Genomic DNA, 18976 nt, shown 5'->3' with positions numbered 1-18976 from the left:
AGGATTTGCATAGGCCTCAAGTGCGACACAGTCCCTGTGGGAGCGGGTTTACCCGCGAAGAGGCCGGCCCAGCCATACAAGATGGCCAGGCCGCCCCATCAATCAGACCAGCACACCCTGGCTACGCAGGTAATCGTCATTCGCGGGCTCGCCCGCTCCCACAGGATTTTGCATAGGCCTCAAATGCTACGCAGTCCCTGTGGGAGCGGGCATGCCCGCGAAGAGGCCGGCCCAGCCATACAAGATGGCCAGGCCGCCCATCAATCAGACCACTACACCCTGGCTACGCAGGTAATCGTCGTAGGTACCGCTGAAGTCCACCACGCCATCAGCCGACAGCTCGATGATGCGCGTGGCCAGCGACGACACGAACTCACGGTCGTGGCTGACGAACAGCAGGGTGCCCGGGTAGTTTTCCAGCGCCAGGTTCAGCGCCTCGATCGATTCCATGTCCAGGTGGTTGGTCGGCTCGTCCATCACCAGCACGTTCGGCTTCTGCAGGATCAGCTTGCCGAACAGCATGCGGCCTTGCTCACCACCGGAAATCACCTTCACCGACTTGAGAATCTCGTCGTTGGAGAACAGCATGCGCCCGAGGGTGCCGCGGATCACCTGCTCGCCGGAGGTCCACTGGCCCATCCAGTCGAACAGGGTCATGTCGTCTTCGAAGTCGTGGGCGTGGTCCTGGGCGTAGTAGCCCACTTCCGCGCTGTCGGTCCACTTCACTTCACCCTTGTCCGGGGTCATTTCACCGACCAGGGTGCGCAGCAGGGTGGTCTTGCCGATACCGTTGGGGCCGATGATCGCCACGCGCTCGCCAGCCTCGATGGTGAAGCCCAGGTCCTTGAACAGCACCTTGTCGTCGAAGGCCTTGGCCATTTTCTCGACGGTGACGGCCTGGCGGTGCAGCTTCTTGGTCTGTTCGAAGCGGATGAACGGGCTCACCCGGCTCGACGGCTTGACCTCGGCCAGCTGGATCTTGTCGATCTGCTTGGCCCGCGAGGTGGCCTGCTTGGCCTTCGAGGCGTTGGCCGAGAAGCGGCTGACGAAGGTCTGCAGTTCGGCGATCTGGGCTTTTTTCTTGGCGTTGTCCGACAGCAGCTGCTCGCGGGCCTGGGTGGCAGCGGTCATGTACTCGTCGTAGTTGCCCGGGAATACGCGTAGCTCGCCGTAGTCCAGGTCGGCCATGTGGGTGCAGACACTGTTGAGGAAGTGCCGGTCGTGGGAAATGATCACCATGGTGCTGTTACGCGCGGTGAGGATGGTTTCCAGCCAGCGGATGGTGTTGATGTCCAGGTGGTTGGTCGGCTCGTCGAGCAGCAGCACGTCCGGGTCCGAGAACAGCGCCTGGGCCAGCAGGACACGCAGCTTCCAGCCCGGTGCCACTTCGCTCATCGGGCCGAAGTGCTGTTCCAGCGGAATACCCAGGCCCAGCAGCAGTTCACCGGCACGGGATTCGGCGGTGTAGCCGTCCATCTCGGCGAATTCGGTTTCCAGCTCGGCGACGGCCATGCCGTCTTCCTCGGTCATTTCCGGCAGCGAGTAGATACGATCGCGTTCGGCCTTGACCTTCCACAGTTGGCCGTGGCCCATGATCACCGTGTCGATCACGGTGAATTCCTCGTAGGCGAACTGGTCCTGGCGCAGCTTGCCCAGGCGGGTGTTCGGCTCGAGCATGACCTGGCCGCCGGACGGCTCCAGGTCACCGCCGAGGATCTTCATGAAGGTCGACTTGCCGCAACCGTTGGCGCCGATCAGGCCGTAGCGGTTGCCGTTGTTGAATTTGACGGAAACGTTTTCGAACAGCGGCTTGGAGCCGAACTGCATGGTGATGTTGGCGGTAGAAATCAAGTGCTTGTCCTGCGGGGGTTCCAGAGGTGTATTTAGGCCATCTCGTCAGTCTTGGGCCAATTTTGGGCCAATTCGACTCGGGGCGGCAGCTTCTCCAGCTCCCTCCAGTCCGAGGAGGAGCTGATCCATTTCGCGTAGGTAGAAAGCAACATCTCGACGCTGTGACCAAGCTGGTTCGCGATGAACGCGGGTTCATCCCAGGCATCAGGCATAGGGTGGCGTAGGTGTGGCGGGTGTCGTACTGACGGCGTTCACGGATGTTCAGCGCCTTGGGCGCCGATTTGAAGTGGCGGATTGTAACACTTGGTTCGTTGATCCACAGCCCACCTTTGCTCGGCTGGAACAGAAATGGGCGGATCGGGTGCGCTGGCTTGGGATGCCCTGCGCTGGAGAGTTGCCATCCTCTAGGCCTGCTGGATGGCATTCAGCGCGCGCTCGTTGAGCAGCACTGATCTGCAGATACTTCTACGCGTCGCATAGAGGCGCGAGATCTTGGCCAGCTCGGTATGGCTGATTGCAGGGATACGGTCCTCATCGCAATGATCGCAGGCGCCGCACTTACGATCCTGCATCGCTGCGCATTCAAATCATACGCTGAAGCGGGCTCATCAGCTCGGCACCTTGGTTGCGCACATTCCCCACGGCGATACCCACCCGGTACCACTCGAAGGCTTCGGCCGGCTCACCCAGGTTGAGCACCAGTTGTTCTGCGCGCTCGCTGGGCATTGCTGCCGCGATCCACTCGTACGCCAGTTCTGGCGACAACACGACAGGCCGGCGGTCGTGAACGTCGACCATTCCGCCCTGAGCGTCCGCGGTAATGATGACGAACCCGTCGTGCACGGTGCCGGTGAACTGGCCGATCGAGGCGCAAAGGGCAGGGCGCCCATCCTGGCGGCGGATGTAGTACGGCTGCTTCTTCGGCCCACCTTCATCAACCCATTCGTACCAGCCGTCGATAGGGGTGATGGCCCGGTGCGGCCAGATCGCCCGGAAGAATGGACCATGCGCCACCTTCTCGACCCGCGCGTTGATCGGCGCAGCGCGATCGTTCGCCCAGTGCGGTCGCCATCCCCACCTCACCAGGTCCGCCCGTGGGCCTACGTCATCCATCCGCAGTACTGCCACCGGCGTGGTCGGCGCGATGTTGTACCGGCCAAGCGGCTGGTCGCCGACGTTGTTCCGCCAGGCCTCTGGCAGGCTCAGGGTTTCAACGAAGTCATGTATGCCACGGTACTGGCTGAGCCTTCCGCACATATTCGCTTCCTCCGAAACCATGAGCATAGGCCAGGGCATGGTTCCTCAGGCACATGGCAGCAGGGGGGCCGAGCATGGACGGAACGACCCTGATCGGATGTGACACGGCTTTGGAACAGCAATTGCTTTGACCCTGAGGCATTGATCATTCGGGGAACGCAAAAATGACTCAGGATGACCGCTATTACATGGCCTTCGTTGTGGTTGCCGTACTGCTCCTGGATCTGGTGGCGACACTGGTGTTCCTGAAGGCCATCGCCTGACCCCCGATTGTGGGTTCAGCCCCCCGGAATCGGGGCACCAGCAGGAAGACAATCCGGTCTTGGTCGGGTTTTGCTCGCGCTCTGGCGGGTTCATGGCCATACGGTACCGGAATGTCCTGCGCATGAAATCGCTGGCAAGAAGACCAACGGCCGGCCCCTGCCTGAACATCCCTCCTTTGTGCGGTCCAACGTAAGCAAGGCCTGGTTTCACCTGGCCGGAGGTACGCACATGAAACGCAAGACTGCATGGGTCGTAGTGTTGTCAGGGTTGCTGCTGCTCGGTGGTTGCTGGCCATATTGGCACCACGGTGGGCATCACGGCGGCGGCCATCACCGGCATTTCAACGATGGATACCATGGTGGTCAGGACTACCGCCGCTAATGATGCAGGCAGTAATCCCTTCCGTTTGCGGCCAGGCCTGTGCGAACACACTGCAAGACTACGCATGCTCGCCCAGGCTGGCCTGTCTGGAACTTGCCCGCTTATCCATGAACGAAGGTTAACTTCGCGGGGAAAGCCCGCCCTGAAACCGATATAGCAAACAAGCATATTGCCCGGCTGACGTTGAGCAGTAACATGGGCAAACAAAAACCAAAAAAAGGCATGCGGCTTGGCAACACTTTCCCAAGTTACTCGATGGGGCGGCAGGAGCGTGTCGCGTGAAGAGCTCAAGATCGGTAGCAGGTGCAATACTGATGTCCACTTTCGCCACACTGTTCATGGCAGGCTGCGCACATGACCCCGATGTGCGTGAGGGCCATGGGTATGCGGCCGGGGCCACGGAAAGAAGTACGCCGGCGTACCTGGGATGCGTCAAAAGCGAACTTCAAGGGAATGTGAAAACCTACCAGGTCGATGGCGATAACTCGGTCAGACTGTTCGTCGATAGTACCGACCCCGACAAGGCGGGTGGCCTGGTCGAGGTGCGGGGCACGGGTAACCAGCGCCAGTTTGCGGCCTATCAACGCGATGCCTGGTACGACCATGGCAGGCTGCTGGACGCCGCGCTGATGTGTTCTAAAGCATGATCAACTGACCCTCGCGAACAAAATGCCCGCCCTCGAGAGCGGGCTTTTTGCATTTGCCGACCCCAGCGGCAATAATCCGCTCATTTGAACGGAGAGCACCAGGTTGGAAGCAAGAAGCGTTGTCGCTGAAATGTTCATTGGAATGCCGACGCATTTCTGGGTGTTGCCGGTTGCCGGCCTGGTCGCCTGGTTCGGCCTGAAATGGGCGGAGCAATCCGATAACCGCGCCACCATGCTGCGGGCCGTGACCTACCTGCTGCTCATCGCGTTGGCGGTGTTGCCCAACGGCTTTTATGCGCTGTTTCCCCCGACGCCCGACATGCCCGAGCTGTTGTTGAATCGTGAACCGCTACCGAACTACGAAGGCCGCTTCTATCTGGATGCGTTCTACGTGTTCAGTGGGTGGGCACTGAGCAAAGTGGCAAAGCTCAAGTTAAGCTAGGGAAACGCTGAACGAGCCGCTCGAAGGCCAGCACCGAGCGGCCTACTGTCTCATGTTGCTCGATAATCTGCCTTGCTGTCGAGCTGGCCCAGGCTCAAGTTGAAAGGTTCGTCAAGAGCTTGAAGAAAACACGATCTGTTTGCATTTATCAAGGTGTGGGGCGGCTACTTTTCAACTAATACCTTCCTGTTAACACCAACTTTAAGTTACGCCATCCTGCAGTGAGGAAAGGGCTAACTCAAAAGTAATAGATCAAGTAGATTTTTGCGAGCCTTGATGATGATCCTCGCCGCAAGAGACCTTCCTGAAATATTTTAAAGAGCGTCTGGCGTTTTATGGGGGGCGTGCTATTTCTGGTTATACGCGTGCGATCGCTCGGTCGTGCTGTTGACAAAAGGACTGTCACGTATGTCGATTCAGGCCAAGGTATCTCCCCTCGCTCAAAGTGTTAATTCTGCCGCCCCTATCGCAATCCCCGATAACGGAATCCTGACGCTTACTCAGAGCAGTAACATTGTTCTGGATATTGCTCCCGAAAGCGTGACGAGCTACACAAAAAGCGGGGCGGACCTGATCGTACAACTGAAGTCTGGCGAGAGCCTGCGCATTGCCAACTTCTATGTCGAAGGGCAGCCGGTAAGCCAGTTGTACCTGGTAGACCGGGACAAGCTGCTGGCCGTCGACCTGCCCCCGGTCGCTGCCGATGGGCCGCTGTTGGCAGGTTATGTACCCCAGGAAACTGCGGCCGGGTTCGAGTCGCTCACTGGCGCCGACGGCACCATTGCCGGGCTCAGCCCCGGCGCTGCATTGCTGGCTGGGGCTGCGATCATTGGCAGCGGCGTCGCGATCGCCAACAGCAACGATGGCGGCGGCGGTGGTGGCGGCGGTGACGGCAGTGTGCCGCCTGACACCACGGCACCGGCGCCTGCCAGCGGACTGCAGATTGCCCCAGATGGCAGCAGCATTAGCGGCACGGCCGAGCCGGGCGCCACCGTGGGCATCGACAGCAACGGCGACGGGCAAACCGACGTCAGCGTGGTGGTCGGCCCCGACGGCAAATTCCAGATTCCACTGAATCCGCCACTGACCAACGGCGAAACGGTTACCGTGGTGGTGACCGATCCGGCCGGCAATAGCAGCCCGCCCGCGACCGTGCAGGCCCCTGACTTCCCCGATGCGCCGCAAATCAACCCGAGCAACGGCTCCAGCCTCAGCGGTACCGCCGAGCCGGGCAGCACCGTGGTGCTCACCGACGGCAACGGCAACCCCATCGGCCAGACTACTGCCGACGGCAACGGCAACTGGTCGTACACACCCGATAGCCCACTGCCCGATGGCACGGTGGTCAAAGCAGTGGTAGTGGATGCCGCCGGTAACAGCGGCCCGCCCGCCAGCATCATCATCGACGGCGTGGCGCCAGCGGCACCCGTGATCAACCCGAGCAATGGTACCGAGCTCAGTGGTACCGCCGAGCCGAACAGCACCGTGACCCTCACCGATGGCAGCGGTAACCCGATCGGCCAGGTGACGGCCGATGGCAACGGCAACTGGAGCTATACCCCCGCGACCCCGCTGCCCGATGGTACCGTGGTCAACGCGGTGGCCCAGGACGCGGCTGGCAATACCAGCGGGCAGGGCAGCACCACCGTGGATAGCGTGGCGCCGGGCGCTCCCACCATCGACCTGAGCGACGGCAGCAGCCTCAGCGGTACCGCCGAGCCGAACAGCACCGTAACCCTCACTGATGGCAGCGGTAATCCGATCGGCCAGGTGACGGCCGATGGCAGTGGCAACTGGAGCTATACCCCCGCGACACCGCTGCCCGACGGTACCGTGATCAACGTGGTGGCCCAGGATGCAGCTGGCAACACCAGCGCTCCGACGAGCACGACAGTGGATGCGCAGGCCCCGGCTGCACCAGTGGTCAACCCCAGCAATGGCACCACGATCAGTGGCACCGCTGAACCGGGCAGCACCGTTACCCTGACAGATGCCGGCGGCAACCCGATCGGCCAGGTCACCGCCGATGGCAGTGGCAACTGGAGTTTCACACCGGGCAGCCCGTTACCCAACGGCACCGTGGTGAACGCCACCGCGACCGACCCGACCGGCAACACCAGCGCTCCATCAAGTACCACAGTGGACTCGGTGGCCCCGGCCGCGCCGGTGGTACAGCCGAGCAACGGCAGCGAAATCAGCGGTACCGCCGAGCCGGGCAGCACCATCACCCTGACCGACGGCAGCGGCAACCCGATCGGCCAGACCACCGCCGACGGCAGCGGCAACTGGTCGTTCACCCCAGGCACACCGTTGCCGGATGGCTCCGTGGTCAATGCCACGGCGACCGACCCGGCCGGCAATACCAGCGGGCAGGGCAGCACCACCGTGGATGGCGTGGCCCCGGGCGTGCCCACCATCGACCTCAGCAACGGCAGCAGCCTCAGCGGCACCGCCGAGCCGAACAGCACCGTGACCCTCACCGATGGCAGTGGTAATCCGATTGGCGAAGCCACCGCTGACGGCAGCGGTAACTGGACGTTCACCCCAGCCACGCCGTTGCCCGATGGCACCGTGGTCAATGCCACGGCGAGCGACCCGGCTGGCAACACCAGCCCGGCAGCGACGGTCACCGTCGACTCCAGCGCGCCGGCTGCACCGGTGATCAATCCCACCAACGGCGCGACCATCGGCGGTACCGCTGAAGCGGGTGCCACCGTCACCCTGACAGATGGCAGCGGCAACCCGATCGGCCAAGTCACCGCCGACGGCAGTGGCAACTGGAGTTTCACACCGGGCAGCCCGTTACCCAACGGCACCGTGGTGAACGCCACCGCGACCGACCCGACCGGCAATACCAGCGCTCCATCGAGCACTACAGTGGACTCGGTGGCCCCGGCCGCGCCGGTGGTCCAGCCGAGCAACGGCAGCGAAATCAGCGGTACCGCCGAGCCGGGTAGCACCATCACCCTGACCGACGGCAGCGGCAACCCGATCGGCCAGACCACTGCCGACGGCAGCGGCAACTGGTCGTTCACCCCAGGCACACCGTTGCCGGATGGCTCCGTGGTCAATGCCACGGCGACCGATCCGGCCGGCAATACCAGCGGGCAGGGCAGCACCACCGTGGATGGCGTGGCCCCGGGCGTGCCCACCATCGACCTCAGCAACGGCAGCAGCCTCAGCGGCACCGCCGAGCCGAACAGCACCGTGACCCTCACCGACGGCAGTGGTAATCCGATTGGCGAAGCCACCGCCGACGGCAGCGGTAACTGGGCGTTCACCCCAGCCACGCCGTTGCCCGATGGCACCGTGGTCAATGCCACGGCGAGCGACCCGGCTGGCAACACCAGCCCGGCAGCGACGGTCACCGTCGATTCCAGCGCGCCGGCTGCACCGGTAATCAATCCGAGTAACGGCGCGACCATCGGCGGTACCGCTGAAGCAGGTGCCACCGTCACCCTGACCGATGGCAGCGGCAACCCGATCGGCCAGGTCACCGCCGACGGCAGCGGCAACTGGAGCTTTACCCCCGGCACACCGCTGGCCAACGGTACCGTAATCATCGCAACGGCAACCGACCCGACCGGCAACACCGGTCCGCAGGCCGCCACCACGGTGGACTCGGTAGCCCCGGCCGCACCAGTGGTCGAACTGAGCAACGGCAGCGAAATCAGCGGCACCGCCGAGCCAGGCAGTACCATCACCCTGACCGATGGCAGCGGCAACCCGATCGGCCAGACCACTGCCGACGGCAGCGGCGACTGGAGCTTCACCCCCGGTACGCCGCTGGCCGACGGAACCGTGATCAACGCCACGGCGACCGACCCGGCCGGCAATACCAGCGGGCCGGCCAGCACCACCGTGGACGGCGTGGCCCCGGGTGTACCTACCATCAATCTCAGCAACGGCAGCAGTCTTAGTGGCACCGCCGAGCCGAACAGCACCGTGACCCTCACCGACGGCAGCGGTAATCCCATTGGCGAAGTCACAGCTGACGGCAGCGGCAACTGGACGTTCACCCCAGCCACGCCGCTGCCCAATGGCACCGTGGTCAATGCCACGGCGAGCGACCCGGCGGGCAACACCAGCCCGGCAGCGACGGTCACCGTCGATTCCAGCGCGCCGGCTGCACCGGTAATCAATCCAACCAACGGCGCGACCATCAGCGGTACCGCTGAAGCGGGCGCCACCGTCACCCTGACCGACCTCGGCGGCAACCCGATCGCCCAGGTCACCGCCGACGGCAGCGGCAACTGGAGCTTCACCCCCGGCTTGCCGCTGGCCAACGGTACCGTAATCATCGCCACGGCAACCGACCCGACCGGCAACACCGGTCCGCAGGCCGCCACCACAGTGGACTCGGTAGCCCCGGCTGCACCAGTCGTCGAGCCAAGCAACGGCAGCGAAATCAGCGGCACCGCCGAGCCGGGCAGCACCGTCATCCTGACCGATGGCAGCGGCAACCCCATCGGCCAAACCACCGCCGACGGCAACGGCGACTGGAGCTTCACCCCGACCACGCCGCTGGCCAATGGCACGGTGGTCAACGCCGTCGCCCAGGACCCAGCCGGCAACACTGGCCCGCAGGGCAGCACCACGGTGGATTCGATCGCACCCGCCGCGCCAGTGGTCAATCCGAGCAACGGCGCCGTGATCAACGGTACTGCCGAGCCGAACAGCACCGTGACTCTCACCGATGGCAATGGTAATGCGATTGGCGAAGTCACTGCCGACGGCAGCGGCAACTGGACGTTCACCCCGGGCACGCAACTGCCCAATGGTACCGTGGTCAACGCCACGGCGACCGATGCCGCCGGCAATACGGGTGCTCCAGGTAGCACCACCGTGGACTCGTCGCTGCCGTCGATTCCGCAGGTCGACCCGAGTAACGGCTCGGTGATCAGCGGTACTGCCGATGCTGGTAACACCATTATCCTCACCGATGGCAACGGCAACCCGATCGGCCAGGTCACCGCCGACGGCACCGGTAACTGGTCGTTCACACCCGGCATTCCGTTGCCGGATGGCACCGTGGTCAACGCGGTGGCGCGCAACCCCGGTGGGACCGATAGTGCGCCGGCGGTCATTACCGTGGACGGCGTGGCGCCGGCCGCTCCGGTGGTCGAACCGAGCAATGGCACGGAAATCAGTGGTACTGCCGAAGCCGGCGCCACTGTCATCCTCACCGACGGCGGCGGCAACCCGATAGGTCAGACTACCGCCGACGGCAGCGGCAACTGGTCGTTCACGCCCGGCACGCCGCTGGCCAACGGCACGGTGATCAACGCCGTGGCCCAGGACCCGGCCGGCAATACCAGCGGGCCGAGCAGCGTCACCGTTGACGCCATCGCCCCGGCCGCACCGAACGTCAACCCGAGCAACGGGGTGGTGATCAGTGGTACCGCCGAAGCCGGGACCAAGGTGATCCTCACCGACGGCAGCGGCAACCCGATCGGCCAGACGACCGCCGATGGCAGTGGCAACTGGGCCTTCACGCCTTCGCCTGCGCTGGGCAACGGCACGGTGATCAACGCCGTGGCTCAGGACCCGTCCGGCAACACCAGCGGGCCGACCAGCGCCACCGTTGACGCCGTCGCGCCGGCCGCACCGGTCATCAACCCGAGCAACGGGGTGGTGATCAGTGGTACCGCTGAGGCCGGGGCCAAGGTGATCCTTACCGACGGCAGCGGCAACCCGATCGGCCAGACCACTGCCGACGGCAGCGGCAACTGGTCGTTCACGCCCGGTACGCCGCTGGTCAACGGCACGGTCATCAATGCCGTGGCCCAGGACGCCGCTGGCAACACCAGCACCCCACAAGTCAGCACCACGGTGGATGCGGTAGCCCCTGGCCAGCCGACGATCGAGCCGAGCAACGGTACTGAGATCAGTGGTACCGCCGAAGCCGGCGCCAGGGTGATCCTCACCGACGGCAGCGGCAACCCGATCGGCCAGACCACCGCCGATGGCAGTGGTAACTGGTCGTTCACGCCCGGTACACCGCTGGCCAACGGCACGGTGATCAACGCCGTGGCCCAGGACCCGGCCGGCAATACCAGCGGGCCGGCCAGCGTCACCGTTGACGCTATCGCCCCGGCCGCACCGATCGTCAACCCGAGCAACGGGGTGGTGATCAGTGGTACCGCCGAAGCCGGGACCAAGGTGATCCTCACCGACGGCAGCGGCAACCCGATCGGCGAGACGACCGCCGACGGCAGTGGCAACTGGGCGTTCACGCCTTCGCCTGCGCTGGGCAACGGCACGGTGATCAACGCCGTGGCTCAGGACCCGTCCGGCAATACCAGCGGGCCGACCAGCGCCACCGTTGACGCCGTCGCGCCGGCCGCACCGGTCACCAACCCGAGCAACGGGGTGGTGATCAGTGGTACCGCTGAGGCCGGGGCCAAGGTGATTCTCACCGACGGCAGCGGCAACCCGATCGGCCAGACTACGGCCGACGGCAGCGGCAACTGGTCGTTCACGCCCGGTACGCCGCTGGTCAACGGCACGGTCATCAATGCCGTGGCCCAGGACGCCGCTGGCAACACCAGCACCCCACAAGTCAGCACCACGGTGGATGCGGTAGCCCCTGGCCAGCCGACGATCGAGCCGAGCAACGGTACTGAGATCAGTGGTACCGCCGAAGCCGGCGCCAGGGTGATCCTCAGCGACGGCAGCGGCAACCCGATCGGCCAGACCACCGCCGATGGCAGTGGCAACTGGTCGTTCACGCCCGGTACGCCGCTGGCCAACGGCACGGTGATCAACGCCGTGGCCCAGGACCCGGCCGGCAATACCAGCGGGCCGGCCAGCGTCACCGTTGACGCCATCGCCCCGGCCGCACCGATCGTCAACCCGAGCAACGGGGTGGTGATCAGTGGTACCGCCGAAGCCGGAGCCGAGGTGATCCTCACCGACGGCAGCGGCAACCCGATCGGCCAGACGACCGCCGATGGCAGTGGCAACTGGGCCTTCACGCCTTCGCCTGCGCTGGGCAACGGCACGGTGATCAACGCCGTGGCTCAGGACCCGTCCGGCAACACCAGCGGGCCGACCAGCGCCACCGTTGACGCCGTCGCGCCGGCCGCACCGGTCATCAACCCGAGCAACGGGGTGGTGATCAGTGGTACCGCTGAGGCCGGGGCCAAGGTGATTCTCACCGACGGCAGCGGCAACCCGATCGGCCAGACCACTGCCGACGGCAGCGGCAACTGGTCGTTCACGCCCGGTACGCCGCTGGTCAACGGCACGGTCATCAATGCCGTGGCCCAGGACGCCGCCGGCAACACCAGCACCCCACAAGTCAGCACCACGGTGGATGCGGTAGCCCCCGGCGAGCCGACGATCGAGCCGAGCAACGGCACCGAGATCAGTGGTACCGCCGAAGCCGGGGCCAAGGTGATCCTCACCGACGGCAACGGCAACCCGATCGGTGAGACGACCGCCGACGGCAGTGGCAACTGGTCGTTCACGCCCGGTACACCGCTGGCCAACGGCACGGTGATCAACGCCGTGGCCCAGGACCCGGCCGGCAATACCAGCGGGCCGAGCAGCGTCACCGTTGACGCCATCGCCCCGGCCGCGCCGACTATCGAGCCGAGCAATGGTGTGGTCCTCACGGGTACTGCTGAGCCCGGCGCCACCGTCATCCTCACCGATGGTGGCGGCAACCCGATCGGCGAGACGACCGCCGACGGCAGTGGCGACTGGAGCTTCACCCCAACCACGCCGCTGGCCAATGGCACGGTGGTCAACGCGGTGGCCGAGGACGCCGCCGGCAACAGCAGTGGCCCGGCCAGTACCACGGTCGACTCGGTGGCGCCGTCGGCACCGCTGTTGAGCATCAGTGCCGACGGTGCGCTGCTGACCGGTACCGCCGAGCCGAACAGCCAGGTACGCCTCGTGATCGACGGCGATACCGCCAACCCGATCACGGTGAATGTCGACGGCGCCGGTAACTTCAGCCTGCCGTTGGCGCCACCGCTGATCACCGGCGAGCTGATCAGCGGGGTTACCGCCGACGCTGCCGGTAACATCAGCGGCCCGGCGACGATCAACGCGCCGGACCTGGCGCCGCCGACCATCAGTGTGCCGGAAGCCGCCGACACCTGGATCAACGCTGCGGAGATCAGCGACGGCATTCAGGTCGACGTGACGATCCGCCCGACCATGCAGGTCGGCCAGGTGATCACCGTCGCCTTCGCCGGGCAGAACGGCTACGAGACGCAGGCAACTCACACCATCACCGCCGGCGATATCCTGGCCGGCAGCGTCACCGTGACCATTCCCCCTGGCGGTGGCATGGGGCCGTTCCCGGAGGGCGCTTCTACCGTCACTGCAGACATCAATGGCGGTACTGCTTCGATCTCGGTGCCGTTCACCATCGACACCATCCCGCCTGCAACACCGGTGCTGTCGCTGGTGGGCAGCATCCTGACCATCTCCACCGATCCGGGAACCGAACTTACGGTTGAAGTGGACATCGGCGGCGTCACCGCCACCGCTACGGTGACAGCTGACAACAGCGGGCTGGCTTCGCTGAACCTGCTCACCGACTTGGACATCGACCTTACCCTGGACCAGTTGCTCAACGCCCAGGTCTCGGTCACCGGCGAGGATCCGGCCGGCAACACGAGCAATGTGGCGACCATCGGCGTTGGCGGCAGCATCGAGCAGCCAGTGACCATCGGCAACTTCGGCGTCGATGTCAGCCTCAACCCGCTGAACCCGCGGTTCGGTTTCAGCGGCACCACCGAGCCGGACTCCAGCGTGGTGATCCGTGTCATCACCCCGGCGCTGAACGTCGAACTGCTGCCGATCCAGGCGGACAGCTCGGGCAACTTCTCGCTGAACCTGCTGAGCCCGACCGTCCTCACCCAGTTGGGGCTGAACATCACCGATATCCTCAACCTCGGTTCGCAGATCTCGTTCAACATCGTCGCCACCGACACCAACGGCAACGACAGCTCGGCCTACGGCATCACCCTGGCCCCTAACGGGCTGTCGCTGAACATCGGCCAGATCGACGTCAACGGCACCGCCGGGGACGATGTCATGTCCGGGTCGAACGGCAGTTCGGAGCACATCAACGGAGGCGATGGCAACGACCTGATCTTCAACGTGGGGACCGGCGATCAGGTAGTGGCCGGCGACGGCAACGACGCCATCCAGATCACTGCGACCAACTTCACCAGCATCGACGGCGGGGCGGGCTTCGACACCTTGATCCTGGCCGACGGCATCGATCTTGACTACAACGCTGTCGGCGTCGGCACGCTCTCCAACATCGAGCGCATCGACCTCGGCAAGGGCGACTCGGGGAGCGTACTGACCCTGACCGCCGCGGAGGTCGACGCCATCACCGACAGTAACAACATCCTGCAGATCACCGGCGAGAGCAACGACACCCTCAACGTGGTGGGTGCCGTGAACACCGGGACCACGCAGCAGCTCAACGGCATTACCTACGATGTCTACAACTTTGGCAGCAGTACCCTGCTGATCGAGGACAACACGGTACAGGTCGTGGTCTGATGCGCGGCCTGTCCGTGCTCAAGGGACGGCGCCGTGGCGCGGGAGCCCTCTGGCTCCTGTGCCTGGGGCTGCCGTTGTCCGCCCCGGCCATCCCGCTTGACCAGGCGGTGCGGGCGGGGTTGGCGATCCACCCGCAGGTGCGTTCGGCGATGGCCGAAGCGGATCGTGCGGGCACCGAGGTGGAGATCGCCAAGGGTGGCTATTACCCCTCTGTCACCATGTCCGGAGGGCCGCAGGAGTTCGACGTTGGCGAGGTCGTCTACGACGTCACCGTCTCGCAGATGCTGTATGACTGGGGAAGGGTGACGAGCAAGGTCGACAGCGCCAGTGCCACCCGGCGCAAGCTGTCCGAGGCGGTGCTGGTGGCGCGCGACGATGCGGCGCTGGATATCGTCGAGACCTATCTCGATGTGCTTGCCTCGGAGCGCCGGGTGGAGACGGTGCGCCAGCACATCCAGCGCCTCGACGGCATCCGCGAGATGACCCAGGCGCGCGGCAGCGACGGTTACGCCGACCGCAGCGAACTGGACCGCGCCAACCTCGAACTGGCGCGTGCCCAGGAACAGCTGTCGCTGGAGAAGGGCAACCTGCAGGACGCGCGCAACCAGTACGCGATCCTGGTTGGCCAGGACCCCTCCGAACTGGTGGAGCCCGAGCCGATGTCGCTGCAGCGCTACCTGGCTGCCAGCGACATGACGCGGGTGATACGCGAGTCGCCGTTGCAGCGCAAGGCGTTGGAGGACGCCAATGTCGCCGAGGCGCAAGTCCGCGAGGCCAAGGCTTCGTTGCTGCCACAGTTGAACCTGGAGGCCTCCGCGTTGCGCCGGGAGATCGGCGGTCGCCCGGAAAGCGACTCGGTGATGTCGCTGCGCTTTCGCATGGATACCTTCCAGGGGCTTTCCAACTTCCGCCGGCCGACCGCTGCGCAACAGCGTCTGGAGTCGGCGCAATGGACGGCCGATGCGATGCAACGTGACATCCGCCGGCAGTTGCAGACGCTGTTCGATAATGGCGACACCCTGCGCTGGCGGGAACAGTCGCTGAGCCAGCAGGTGACGGAGTCGGAGCAGGTGGGCGAGCTGTACCGCGAGCAGTTCGAGGTCGGCCGGCGCGACGTGATCGACTTGCTCAACGTGCAGCGCGAACGCTTCGAGGCCGAGCGGCAATTGATCAATCTGCACATCGAGCGCAAGCGCATCGAGTACCGGGCGGCCGCGCAGGTCGGGCTGTTGGGGGCATTACTGGAGAATCGGTTGAATCATGGAAGTTGAACAATCCCCGGATAATGTCGTGACCCTGAACCACGACGACCCGCTGCGCCAGGGCCTGCTGCTGCTGTGCCGGCAACTGGGCCGGCCGCTGGGCGACGCCGAGCTGGTCGACGGCCTGGCACTGGAGCACGGACGCCTGCCGCTGCGCCTGGTCGCCCGCGCCCTGCGCCGCGCCGACATCACTGCCAGGGTCGCGGAGCTGCCGTTGCGGCAGATGGACGCCTACCTGCTGCCGGCCCTGCTGTTGCTCGATGATGGCCGCAGCCTGCTGCTGGTTGGCATCGAGGGTGAGCAGTACGAGGTGCTGGTGCCGCAGAGCGACGGCGGCCGTGAGTGCATGGCGCTGCCCGTTCTGGAGGCGCTTTACAGCGGCACGGCGGTGTTCGCCAAGTGCCGCTACCACCCCGACGGGCGGGTGGGCGACTACGCCAGCGGCCTGCCGGAGCACTGGTTCTTCGGGCCGCTCAAGCGGCTCTGGCGCTCTTATGCGGAAGTAACGGCGGCGGCCCTGGTGGCCAACGTCCTGGCCGTCGCCTCGGCGCTGTTCGCCATGCAGGTGTACGACCGCGTGGTACCCAACGCGGCCTTCGATACCCTCTGGATACTCGCCAGCGGCGTGGCCCTGGCGATCATCGTCGACGGGGTATTGCGGATCCTTCGCGGGCACCTGCTGAACGTTCTCGGCAAGCGCCTGGACCTGCAGTTGTCGAGCCTGCTGTTCGCACGTGTGCTGAGCACCCGGATCGCCGCCAAACCGGCGTCGATGGGCGCGTTCAGTACCCAGGTGCGTGAGTTCGAGTCGGTCCGCGAATTCTTCACTTCGTCCAGCGCCGCGTTGATCAGCGACCTGCCGTTCGTGGTGATCTTCCTGTTGATCATTGCCGTGATCGGTGGCCATGTGGTCTGGGTGCCGCTGGTGGCCTGCGTGTTGATGCTGCTGCCGGGGCTGCTGACCCAGCGCCTGCTGGGGCACCTGTCGCGGCAGAACCTGCGCGAGGGGGCGATGAAGAACAGCGTGCTGCTGGAAGCCTTCGAACACCTGGAGACGGTCAAGGCTGCGCGTGCCGAAGGCCGCTGCCGCCAGCAGTGGGAGACGCTCACCGGGGAACTGGCCGGTACCGCAATGAAGACCCACGCCTTGGCCTCGACGCTCAGCTATTCGGCGAGCATCGTCCAGCAACTGTGCTATGTCGGGGTGGTGGTGTTCGGCGTCTACCGGATAAGCGACGGCGCGATGACCGTCGGTGCCCTGGTGGCCTGTTCGATCCTTGCCTCGCGGGCCATCGCACCGCTGTCCCAGGCTGCTGCCATTCTTGGCCGCTGGCAGCACACCAAGGTGGCGCTGGAGGGCCTCGACCAGCTGATGTCCGCCGAGCAGGAGCGGCCCGCCGGCAAGCGCTTCGTGCACCGCGACCGGCTGCACGGGCATTACCGCCTGGAGGCGCTGCGCCTGGCCCACGGCGACAGCCCACCGGTGGTCGACGTGCAGGCGCTGAACATCCAGGCCGGCGAGCGGGTGGCGCTGCTTGGCGGCAACGGCGCCGGCAAGTCGACCCTGCTGCGGCTGCTCAGCGGCCTGCTCGACGCGCAATCCGGCCGGCTGTTGCTGGACGATATCGCCCTGAGCCAGCTCGACCCGGCCGACCGCCAGCGCGGCATCGGCTACTTGCCGCAGGACGTGGCGCTGTTCCACGGCAGCCTGCGCGAAAACCTCAACCTGGCCAACGCCGCGCTGGGTGACGAGGAATTGCTGGAAGCCCTCGATGGCGTGGGGCTGGGCACTTTCGTACGCGCCCACCCGTTGGGGCTGGACATGCCGATCCAGGGCAACGCCAGCCTCTCCGGTGGCCAGCGCCAGGCGGTGGGGTTGGCCCGCGTACTGTTGCAGGACCCGCCGATCCTGCTGCTCGACGAGCCGACCGCGGCCTTCGACCAGAACAGCGAGAAGCAGGTCATCGACTACCTGCAGAAATGGCTGGGCCGCCGTACCCTGATCATCACCACCCACAAGAAAAGCGTCTTGGCGCTGGTGGACCGTGCAGTGGTGCTGCGCAACGGCCAGGTGATCATGGACGGCCCGCTGAACCAGGTGGTGCTGGGCAACCAGGTGCAGGCGCCGCAGGTCGCCGAAGGAGCCGGCCATGGCAGCTGAAAAAAGTTCTGTAGTGCTGCGCCGGCAACTGGCCGACCCCTTGCTGGCGACCACTCACCCGGCCTATCGCCCGCTGCTCTGGACCCTGCTCGGCAGCGTCTTGCTGTTCGTCGCCTGGGCCGCCTGGGCAGAGCTCGATGAAGTGACGCGCGGCGATGGGCGGGTGGTGCCGTTCAGCCGTATCCAGAAGATCCAGAGCCTGGAAGGGGGCATTCTCGACCGTCTGCTGGTGCAGGAGGGCGACCTGGTGGAGGTCGGGCAGCCGCTCCTGCGCCTGGACGAGACGCGCTTTCTCACCAATTTCCAGGAGTCGGCCAACCAGGCCGGCGTGCTGCGCGCGGCCATCGCCCGGCTGGACGCCGAAGTGCTGGGCAAGGCGGCCATCGAGTTTCCATCGGACATCGACCCGCAAGGGCCGCTGGCGCGTTCCGAGCGCGAGCTGTTCAAGTCGCGGCGGGACAAGCTGCTCGAAGGTAGCCAGGCGATCCAGAGGCAGATCAGCCTGGCCCAGAGCCAGCTCGACCTGGTTCGCCCGCTGGTGGCCAAGCGTGCGGTGAGCCAGATGGAGGCGCTGCGCCTGAGCCAGGACATCGCTACCCTCAACGGCAAGCTCACCGAGCTGAAGAGCAGCTACTTCCAGGATGCCTACACCGAACGCTCACAGCGCAAGGCCGACCTCAGTGCCCTGGAGCCGATCGTCCAGCAGCGCCAGGACCAGTTGCGCCGTACCGGGATCGTTTCGCCGGTGCGTGGGCGGGTCAACACCGTGCTGATCAACACCCGTGGCGGGGTGATCCAGCCCGGCGAGGCGATCATGGAAGTGATCCCGGTGGAGGACCGCCTGCTGGTCGAAGCCAGGATCAAGCCGCGCGACGTGGCCTTCCTGGTGCCGGGCATGCCGGCCAAGGTGAAGATCACCGCCTACGACTTCAGTATCTATGGCGACCTCAAGGGCACCCTGGAGCAGATCAGCGCCGACACCATCGAGGAGGACACCCCGCACGGCAAGGAGTCGTACTACCAGGTGCTGATCCGCACTGACGGCAGCCAGCTCAAGCGCGGTGAGGAGGTGCTGCCGATCATCCCCGGCATGGTTGCCGAGGTGGATATCCTCAGCGGCAAGCGCAGCGTGCTCAATTACTTGCTGCGCCCGCTGATCAAGGCCCGTCTGTACTGA

General features: G+C 65.2%; 10 protein-coding genes and 1 pseudogene. 7 read left to right on the top strand and 4 right to left on the bottom strand.

Annotated features, from left to right (window positions below; all coding sequences use genetic code 11):
• Window positions 1-264: 264 nt before the first annotated feature.
• From ABIB24_RS22725 to ABIB24_RS22710, 4 genes and pseudogenes are all read right to left on the bottom strand, one after another.
• Window positions 265-1851, bottom strand: a complete 1587-nt coding sequence (locus tag ABIB24_RS22725; RefSeq protein ID WP_025338972.1) for an ABC-F family ATPase — start codon at window positions 1849-1851, stop codon at window positions 265-267.
• A gap of 32 nt (window positions 1852-1883) precedes the next feature.
• Window positions 1884-2252 (bottom strand): annotated as a pseudogene (locus ABIB24_RS22720) (site-specific integrase).
• Between the two features lie 3 nt (window positions 2253-2255).
• Entirely contained in the window at window positions 2256-2423 is a 168-nt protein-coding gene (locus ABIB24_RS22715; RefSeq protein WP_170978841.1) for a hypothetical protein, read from the bottom strand.
• Window positions 2424-2433: 10 nt separating this feature from the next.
• Complete coding sequence (locus ABIB24_RS22710) at window positions 2434-3108, bottom strand: SOS response-associated peptidase (protein WP_137163837.1); 675 nt, start codon at window positions 3106-3108, stop codon at window positions 2434-2436.
• A gap of 492 nt (window positions 3109-3600) precedes the next feature.
• Here ABIB24_RS22710 and ABIB24_RS22705 point away from each other — a divergent pair, with 492 nt between their 5' ends.
• From ABIB24_RS22705 to ABIB24_RS22675, 7 genes are all read left to right on the top strand, one after another.
• Complete coding sequence (locus ABIB24_RS22705) at window positions 3601-3753, top strand: hypothetical protein (protein ID WP_354317274.1); 153 nt, start codon at window positions 3601-3603, stop codon at window positions 3751-3753.
• Between the two features lie 314 nt (window positions 3754-4067).
• Window positions 4068-4400, top strand: coding sequence for a hypothetical protein (locus ABIB24_RS22700; protein WP_049866762.1), 333 nt, complete (start codon window positions 4068-4070; stop codon window positions 4398-4400).
• Window positions 4401-4530: 130 nt separating this feature from the next.
• Entirely contained in the window at window positions 4531-4842 is a 312-nt protein-coding gene (locus tag ABIB24_RS22695; RefSeq protein WP_354317275.1) for a hypothetical protein, read from the top strand.
• A 408-nt stretch (window positions 4843-5250) separates the two neighbouring features.
• Window positions 5251-14376, top strand: a complete 9126-nt coding sequence (locus ABIB24_RS22690) for an Ig-like domain-containing protein (RefSeq protein ID WP_354317273.1) — start codon at window positions 5251-5253, stop codon at window positions 14374-14376.
• Window positions 14376-15647 (top strand): TolC family protein, encoded by a 1272-nt coding sequence (locus tag ABIB24_RS22685; protein WP_025338979.1) that lies wholly within the window; start codon window positions 14376-14378, stop codon window positions 15645-15647. Before ABIB24_RS22690 ends, ABIB24_RS22685 begins: the two co-directional genes overlap by 1 nt.
• On the top strand, window positions 15637-17799 hold the full coding sequence (locus tag ABIB24_RS22680; protein ID WP_085663644.1) for a type I secretion system permease/ATPase: 2163 nt from the start codon (window positions 15637-15639) through the stop codon (window positions 17797-17799). The genes ABIB24_RS22685 and ABIB24_RS22680 overlap by 11 nt, the downstream gene beginning before the upstream one ends.
• On the top strand, window positions 17789-18976 hold the full coding sequence (locus ABIB24_RS22675; RefSeq protein WP_354317272.1) for a beta-barrel domain-containing protein: 1188 nt from the start codon (window positions 17789-17791) through the stop codon (window positions 18974-18976). Before ABIB24_RS22680 ends, ABIB24_RS22675 begins: the two co-directional genes overlap by 11 nt.

The organism is Pseudomonas sp. UYEF17, assembly GCF_040546125.1.
GTDB classification, from domain to species: domain Bacteria; phylum Pseudomonadota; class Gammaproteobacteria; order Pseudomonadales; family Pseudomonadaceae; genus Aquipseudomonas; species Aquipseudomonas putida_Z.
Note: the sequence above shows the minus strand (reverse complement) of the source record. Positions and strands in the feature narration are given on the sequence as shown.